Annotated in this window: 5 protein-coding genes; 3 read left to right on the top strand and 2 right to left on the bottom strand. The window is 66.1% G+C overall.

The window, feature by feature from the left end:
- Positions 1–239, bottom strand: a 239-nt coding sequence (locus ACTS1X_RS05720; protein ID WP_442613421.1) for a hypothetical protein, incomplete at its 3' end; no start/stop codon positions are given.
- A 62-nt stretch (positions 240–301) separates the two neighbouring features.
- On the opposite strand from ACTS1X_RS05720, the gene ACTS1X_RS05715 reads away from it, so the two are divergent.
- The 3 genes from ACTS1X_RS05715 to ACTS1X_RS05705 all read left to right on the top strand — a co-directional run bounded on the left by ACTS1X_RS05715 (position 302) and on the right by ACTS1X_RS05705 (position 4,061).
- Entirely contained in the window at positions 302–1,417 is a 1,116-nt protein-coding gene (locus ACTS1X_RS05715; RefSeq protein WP_442613420.1) for an acyl-CoA dehydrogenase family protein, read from the top strand.
- A 141-nt stretch (positions 1,418–1,558) separates the two neighbouring features.
- Complete coding sequence (locus ACTS1X_RS05710; protein WP_442613419.1) at positions 1,559–2,755, top strand: acyl-CoA dehydrogenase family protein; 1,197 nt, start codon at positions 1,559–1,561, stop codon at positions 2,753–2,755.
- Positions 2,756–2,807: 52 nt separating this feature from the next.
- Positions 2,808–4,061: an acetyl-CoA C-acetyltransferase gene (locus tag ACTS1X_RS05705; RefSeq protein WP_442613418.1), complete on the top strand. Its 1,254-nt coding sequence runs from the start codon at positions 2,808–2,810 to the stop codon at positions 4,059–4,061.
- A 182-nt stretch (positions 4,062–4,243) separates the two neighbouring features.
- On the opposite strand, the gene ACTS1X_RS05700 is transcribed toward ACTS1X_RS05705, so the two are convergent.
- A complete protein-coding gene (locus ACTS1X_RS05700) occupies positions 4,244–4,939 on the bottom strand; it encodes an endonuclease/exonuclease/phosphatase family protein (RefSeq protein ID WP_442613417.1) in 696 nt (231 codons plus the stop codon).
- Positions 4,940–4,998 lie beyond the last annotated feature (59 nt).

Raw genomic sequence — 4,998 nt, 5'->3', positions numbered from 1 at the left:
GGGCTCGGCGCGGATGGCCTGTGGCCGGAGATCGCCCGGCGGTCCGACAGGACGACGGGTGCGGGGTGAGAGGGGTGCGGGGATGGCGATGCGGACGCACTCCGACACGGGGTCCTGCCGTTCGCCTTTGCCTGCGGCCCGATCACCCGGCGGCGCGCTTTTTCCTCGACGGCGAGCCCCGTTCGCTCCAGACATTGGCGGCGCGCCGCAAACAGGGTGCCCGGATCTTCTACGGTCATGATCCGGAATTCGGGGCCGCGATGCCGTCATCCGAGGCGCTGAACAGGAAGGATGTTGCCGCATGAATTTCGATTTTTCCGACGACCAGAAATTCCTGCGCGAAGAGGCGCGCAAGTTCCTGGCCGCCAAATGCACGACCGCCGAGGTCCGCGAGGTGCTGGATGACGAGACGAAGAGCCACCATGAAGCGCTGTGGCGGCAGATCGTCGAGATGGGCTGGCTCGGCACGGCGATCGGCGAAGAGCATGGCGGGCTCGGCCTCGGCATGCTCGAACTGTGCGTGATCGCGGAAGAGCTGGGCCGCGCCCTCGCCCCGATCCCCTTCGCGTCCACCGCCTATTTCTTCGTCGAAGCGCTGAAGCTGGCGGGAACGGATGCGCAAAAGGCGGACCTGCTGCCGGGAGTCGCCGACGGATCGGTGATCGGCTGCATCGCCGCCTCGGAGGGCCCCGGGGCGGTGGACACTGCGAGGCTCACGACCGAGTTCAGGGACGGCGCCCTCAGCGGCACCAAGATCCCGGTGACCGACGGCGACGTGGCGACCCATGCGGTCGTGCTCGCCAAGGACGGCAGCGGCACGAGCCTCGTGCTGGTCGCGCTCGATCAGGAGGGAGTCTCGCGGACGACGGTCGAGACCATCGAACCGACGCGCAGCCATGCCGAAATCGCTTTCGACGGCGCCACCGCCGAGCGGCTCGGCGCGCAAGGCGATGGCGAAAGCCTCTACGCGCAGATATTGAACCGCGCCGCCGTGCTCATCGCCTTCGAACAGATCGGCGGCGCGGCGGCATGCCTGGAGATGGCGACCGACTATGCCAAGGAACGCCAGGCGTTCGGCCGGCCCATCGGCGGCAACCAGGCGATCAAGCACAAGCTCGCCGACATGTATGTGAAGAACGAGGTCGCGCGCTCCAACGCCTATTACGGCGCCTGGGCGCTTTCGACCGATGCGGCGGAACTGCCCGAAGCCGCGGCGGCGGCCCGCGTCGCCGCCAGCGAAGCCTATTGGTTCGCGAGCAAGGAGAATATCCAGACGCACGGCGGCATGGGCTTCACCTGGGAGGTCGATTGCCACCTCTATTACCGGCGCGCCAAGCTGCTCGCCGTGCAGGCGGGCGCCCCGTCCGTCTGGAAGGAAAAGCTGGTGCGGGCATTGGAGGTTCGCAATGCGGCTTAGTCACACGCGTCATTGCGAGGAGGCCCGAACTTGTTTCGGGCCGACGCTGCAATCCAGAGCTTCAGGCGCAGTCATTTGCGACTCTGGATTGCTTCGCTGCGCTCGCAATGACAACCAGTCATAAATAAGGAACTGGGAAAAATGGATTTCAACGACACGCCCGAAGAAGCGGAATTCCGCGCCGAGGCCCGCGCCTTTCTCGAACGGCATCTGGAGCCCAAGGCCGCCAACGCGATCCGGGGCCGCGAACCACGCGACAGGATGCTGGAACGCGCCAAGCAATGGCAGAAGGTGAAGGCCGAAAACCGCTTCGCCCAGATCACTTGGCCCGAGCAAATCGGGGGACGCGGCGGCACGCCGATGCAGCAGGTGATCTGGAACCAGGAAGAATCGAAGTTCGACGCGCCGACCGGGCCGTTCGCGATCGGCCTCGGCATGTGCATCCCGACCGTCATCGCCTTCGGATCGGACGCGCACAAGGAGCGGTATGTCCACAAGGCGCTGCACGGCGAGGAGATCTGGTGCCAGCTCTTCTCGGAGCCGTCCGCGGGTTCGGACGTGGCCGGACTCAAGACCAAGGCGGTCAGGGACGGCGACGACTGGGTGGTGAACGGCCAGAAGGTCTGGACATCGGGCGCCCATTATTCGGATTTCGGAATCCTGCTCGTGCGGACCGACGCGCAAGTGCCCAAGCATAAGGGCCTCACCATGTTCATCGTCGACATGAAGGCGCCGGGCGTCGAGGTGCGGCCGATTCACCAGGCGTCGGGCGGCAGCGAGTTCAACGAGGTCTATTTCACCGATGTGCGGATTCCCGACAGCGACCGGCTCGGCGAGCCGGGCCAGGGCTGGAAGGTCGCGCTCGTGACGCTGATGAACGAGCGGCTGGCAGTCGGCGGATCGCCGGGGCCGGACTGGCAGGAGATCATGGATTATGCGCGCGACGCGGGGACGCTGGGCAACCAGGCGTTCCGCGAAAAGCTCGCCGACTGGTACGTCGCGGCCCAGGGCTATAATCTGACCAAATTCCGCACGCAGACGGCGCTGTCGCGCGGCGAGACGCCGGGGCCGGAAAATTCGATCGGCAAGATCATCACCGCCAACCATCTGCAGGACATCTGCAACAATGCGGTCGAGATGCAGGACCATTACGGGCTGATCATCGACAGGGACAAGGCGCCGGCCGACGCCATCTTCCAGGAAAGCCTGATGTGGGCGCCGGGTCTGCGCATCGCCGGCGGCACCGACGAAATCCTGAAGAACATCATCGCCGAACGCGTGCTGGGCCTGCCGACCGACATCCGCGTGGACAAGGACAAGGCGTTTTCGGAACTCTAGACAGCCTGCAGGGGCGGACCGGAAAACGCCCGATCACGAAAGGACAATCTCCATGGCCGAAGCCTATATCATCGACGCCTGCCGCACGCCGCGCGGCATCGGCAAGACCGGCAAGGGAGCGCTTGCCCATCTTCACCCGCAGCATCTCGCCGCGACCGTGCTCAAGGCGATCGCCGAGCGTAACGCCGTCGACACGGCCGATATCGACGATGTGATCTGGTCGACCTCCACGCAAAAAGGCAAGCAGGGCGGCGATCTGGGGCGCATGGCGGCGCTCGATGCCGGATACGACATCCGTACCTCCGGCACGACGCTCGATCGCTTCTGCGGCGGCGGCATCACCAGCGTGAGTTTCGCGGCGGCGCAGATCCTGTCCGGCATGGAAGACCTGGTCGTCGCGGGCGGCACGGAAATGATGAGCTATGCCGCCGATCGCGGCCGCGAGGAAATGGCGGCCGGCCTCGGCCCGGCCATGATGGGCTCGGGCAACGACCATCTCCAGAAGATCCATCCGCAATCGCATCAGGGCGTATGCGGCGATGCGATCGCGTCGATGGAGGGCATCGATCGCGAGGCGCTCGACGCGGTGGGCCTGGAAAGCCAGAGGCGTGCGGCGCGCGCCATCGAGGAAGGCCGGTTCGACAGGAGCCTGATTCCCGTTCTCAACGAGGACGGTTCGGTCGCGCTGGACAGGGAAGAATTTCCGCGTCCGCAGACCACGGCCGAGGGCCTGGCCCAGCTGGAACCGAGCTTCGCCAAGATCGCCGACGTGCCGCTGGACGGAAAAGGCACGACATTCCGCACGCTGATCAACCAGAAATATCCCGATCTCGAGATCAGGCATTTCCATCATGCCGGCAACAGCTCGGGCGTGGTCGACGGCGCGGCGGCCGTGCTGCTGGCCTCGAAGGACTATGCCGAGGCCCATGGGCTGAAGCCGCGTGCCCGGATCGTGCGCACCGCCAATATGGGCGACGACCCTACGCTGATGCTCAATGCGCCGGTTCCCGCGGCGAAGAAGGTGCTCGAAAAGGCCGGAATGACCCGGGACGATATCGACCTGTGGGAGATCAACGAGGCCTTTGCCGTGGTCGCCGAGAAGTTCCAGCGCGATCTCGATCTCGACCGGGACAAGGTGAATGTGAACGGCGGCGCGATCGCGCTCGGCCATCCGATCGGCGCGACCGGCTCGGTCCTGATCGGGACGATGCTCGACGAACTCGAGCGCCAGGACAAGCAGTTCGGCCTGGTCACGATGTGCGCGGCCGGCGGCATGGCGCCGGCGGTCATCATCGAGCGGATGTGAGGTCGAACGCGCGGAAGTTGGCGAAAGGGACGCGTATCGAGGGATAAATCGGCCGGAACCGGGGAAAACCGGGCGTTCGGGCCCGTCCGCGCCCCGCCGGGCGCAACATCGGGGCCCCTTTCGCGACCTTATGGCCCGCTCCGCTGCCGGCCCGTGCCGGTCATGCGCCGGCGCGGCCCGGCCTACCGCGCGAGCGCGAACTCCGCCCAGACCGGCAGGTGATCGGACGCCTTGCGCGCGGCCGCGCCGTCATGCACGCCGCTGGCGACGGCGCGGAGCCGGTCGCAATGCATGATCCGGTCGAGCCGCGCGATCGGCCGCCGCGCATGGAAGCTGCGCCCGCCGTCGGCGAAGTCGAAGACGCGGCCGAAATCGCGCAGGCATCCCCCGGTCGCGCTCCACTCGTTCAGATCGCCCATCAGCACGGTGGGGAGGCCGTCGCCATGCTGCTCGGCCAGCCGGATGATCGCATGCGCCTGTTTGCGCCGCCACAGGCCCGACAGGTCCAGATGCATGCCGAAGACGCACAGCGTCATGCCCTTATATTCGACATGCGCCATCACCGCGCCGCGCGGCTCGAGCGAGGGAATATGCAATATGTCGTGCCGGTGGACCGTCGCCGATTTGCGGACCAGTATCGCATTGCCGTGCCAGCCCATCGAATCGGTCTGCACGTCGAGCGGCACCGGCTGATAGTCGCTGTCGAGATCGAGCAGCAAAGGCGGGATCGCGGCCGAGCGGCGGCCGAACCGCCGGTCGGCCTCCTGCAGCGTAATGACGTCGGCGTCGAGCTCCTCCAGCACGCTCAGGATGCGCTGCGGATTGCGGCGCTTGTCGGCGCCGATCGCCTTGTGGATGTTGTAGGTCGCAAGCTTCAATGGGCCGGGCTCCGTTCGCTCCGACCGTATCTAATGCGTTGATATGAAAAATCGATTGC

The organism is Parasphingopyxis sp. (genome assembly GCF_052168275.1).
In the GTDB taxonomy this organism is placed as follows: Bacteria; Pseudomonadota; Alphaproteobacteria; order Sphingomonadales; family Sphingomonadaceae; genus Parasphingopyxis.
This window is presented reverse-complemented; position numbering and strand designations above follow the sequence as displayed.

Coding starts and splice junctions, on each gene's coding strand:
- ACTS1X_RS05715 (WP_442613420.1), top strand. CDS start 302: ATGAATTTCGATTTTTCCGACGACCAGAAATTCCTGCGCGAAGAGGCG.
- ACTS1X_RS05710 (WP_442613419.1), top strand. CDS start 1,559: ATGGATTTCAACGACACGCCCGAAGAAGCGGAATTCCGCGCCGAGGCC.
- ACTS1X_RS05705 (WP_442613418.1), top strand. CDS start 2,808: ATGGCCGAAGCCTATATCATCGACGCCTGCCGCACGCCGCGCGGCATC.